Here is a 2,130-nt window from a genome sequence, read left to right as displayed (position 1 = left end):
AACGGGGAGTTTCACCTCACCCCGGACGTGCGGCCGCAAGCCGAGCGCTTCCGGCTCGACACAACCAGCCTGCGCGGCTTGTTCAACCAGCAGATCCACGGATCCAAGCGCTCGCTGCGTTCCGTGGAAGACTTTACGGAGTTCGAACAGCGCACCGCCTATTTCAACGGCGATCACGTGAGCGCCACCCGCAAGGGCGTGAACCTGCCGGATCGGCCCAACCAGGTCGCGATGATGGCGCAGATGCAGAACATCATCGATTTTCCTCCGGCACCCAAGCTCGATCCATTTGGACGACTTGACCCGGCTACCGCCAGTGCGCTGGAGATCAAGGGCGAGCAGGTGTTCATGGGAAAGGGCCGCTGCGGCGAATGTCATGTTCCAGCCCAGTCCTTCATGGACAACAATATGCACGACCTGAAGCTCGAGCGATTCTACAAAGTTGGTCAGACGTTCAACGACCAGGTTGCCATTCCAGATGGACCCATCAAGACCTTCACGTTGCGCGGGATCAAGGATTCTCCGCCCTATCTTCATGACGGCCGTCTGATGACGCTGGGCGATACCGTTGAGTTCTTCAACCTGGTGCTCGGAACGAAGCTCGACCAATCGGAAAAGGAAGCATTGGTGGCCTATTTGCTCACGCTCTAGACATCATCCGGGAAAAACCGCGGCCGACAATCAACTAGGTATTGAATGGAGGACAGTTCATGCGTGCCGCCATAATGACAGTAGTCCTGGCAGTGTCGCCCTGCTGTGCGCTGGCGCAAATCGGCAATCCAGCCGGTCTTGCCCCCGATACCAGTATGGAGAAGCCTGGAGTTCCAGCACCGCACCAGACGAATTATCAGGATCGGCTTTTCGTACAGCTAATTACGGCAGGCGGCAGGGCCGAGATAGAGTTCGGGCGACTCGCGGCTGGAAAGACAAGCCACGAAGACCTCCGTGAATTTGCAAATCGGATGGTCGATGATCACAACAAGGCCAATGAGCAGCTGAAATCCGTGGCCGATAAAAGCAAGATTCCACTTCCCGAAGGGCTCGACCCAGATCACAAGAAAATCCGTTCCGATCTCGAAAAGCTCGACGGCGCCGCGTTTGAGCTGGCGTACCTGAGGGCGCAGATCGTCGATCACCAAAGGACGGCGCAGCTCCTGGCTTGGGAGATAGGCTCGGGCGAGGATGCAGCGCTTCAGCGCTTCGCCTCCGAAAAGCTGCCGACGGTGCTTGAACATCTTGACCTGGCCCGCACGTTGCACGCGAAGCTGGCAGGCCAAGCCCTGTTCGCGCCGGATACGCAAAAGGCCAAATGAAGCGGCGGTCATGTGGCACCTGAAAGTTCAGCTGCCTTCCGTGAATGTCAGCGCACGCGCGTCTGCTTGTCTGATTGAGAAAGTGACGCCATGGCGGAACTTCGGATCGCCGCCGCGCTTAATCCGGTGGAGGAGTTATCCAATGAACGCGACCAAAGAGTTTTTTGAAAGCTGGCTGCAGGAGAATGTCGGCACTCTTGCCGGCCAAGAGGAAGTGAGCTTCACCGTGCTGGCCCAGCAATTCGAGCAGGATGCCGAAGCGGCCGGTTATGGTCGCGAGGTGCGTGAGGACGAGCTCGGAAACATTGAAGATGCGATCGAGCAAGCGCTCAAGAAAGCGCGAACTGGCGTGCATGGTGACGCCGCTGGCGAACCCAGCGATGTGGCAGCCCTCATGGATGCGCTGGAGGTCGAAGATGCCAAAAGCGGGCCGTAGGCCATACCAGATCAGCTCTTTTCGTTTGTCGAAGTTGCCGGGGTAGCCCCATGGAGCAGTTTCGCAAGGACATGGCCGCCTTGGCAGAGCCGGCTTTCTGGGTGACGATAGGTTTGCTTCTGGTCCCTTATGCGCTTGGAACGGTGCTGCTCGTTTGGACCTGCGGCTGCCTGTAAGGTGCTACTGACACACCCCGGTGGTGGTTCAACGGCCCTAACGCCCTACAACACCCAGCTAATGTGCTCGCGGGGGGATCCTGCGCCGCAGCAAAGTCCGAACGATCTCGTCGCCAGGAAGTTCATCGTCGACACCAAGCTCCTTTGCTGCCGGTAATCGCACCGCCGCGGCTGACAGCTTTTGGGAGAGGGCCGCCGTGTGCAG

At 58.5% G+C, this 2,130-nt stretch carries 2 protein-coding genes and 1 pseudogene; all 3 read left to right on the top strand.

Translation table 11 applies throughout. The features are described 5' to 3' along the window. Window positions 1-651, top strand: a pseudogene (locus EN932_RS34740) (cytochrome B6); the annotation flags it as partial. A 59-nt stretch (window positions 652-710) separates the two neighbouring features. Next, complete coding sequence (locus EN932_RS34735) at window positions 711-1,313, top strand: DUF4142 domain-containing protein (RefSeq protein ID WP_082826787.1); 603 nt, start codon at window positions 711-713, stop codon at window positions 1,311-1,313. Between the two features lie 142 nt (window positions 1,314-1,455). After that, on the top strand, window positions 1,456-1,749 hold the full coding sequence (locus tag EN932_RS34730; RefSeq protein WP_128369462.1) for a DUF768 domain-containing protein: 294 nt from the start codon (window positions 1,456-1,458) through the stop codon (window positions 1,747-1,749). Window positions 1,750-2,130: the final 381 nt, after the last annotated feature.

Source organism: Mesorhizobium sp. M7A.F.Ca.US.002.01.1.1, assembly GCF_004022955.1.
GTDB lineage: Bacteria > Pseudomonadota > Alphaproteobacteria > Rhizobiales > Rhizobiaceae > Mesorhizobium > Mesorhizobium ciceri.
The sequence above is the reverse complement of the archived record's forward strand: the minus strand, read 5'-3'. Positions and strand labels throughout refer to the sequence as shown.

Excerpts from the sequence above, each read along its gene's own strand:
- EN932_RS34735 (WP_082826787.1), top strand. The coding sequence starts at position 711 with ATGCGTGCCGCCATAATGACAGTAGTCCTGGCAGTGTCGCCCTGCTGT.
- EN932_RS34730 (WP_128369462.1), top strand. The coding sequence starts at position 1,456 with ATGAACGCGACCAAAGAGTTTTTTGAAAGCTGGCTGCAGGAGAATGTC.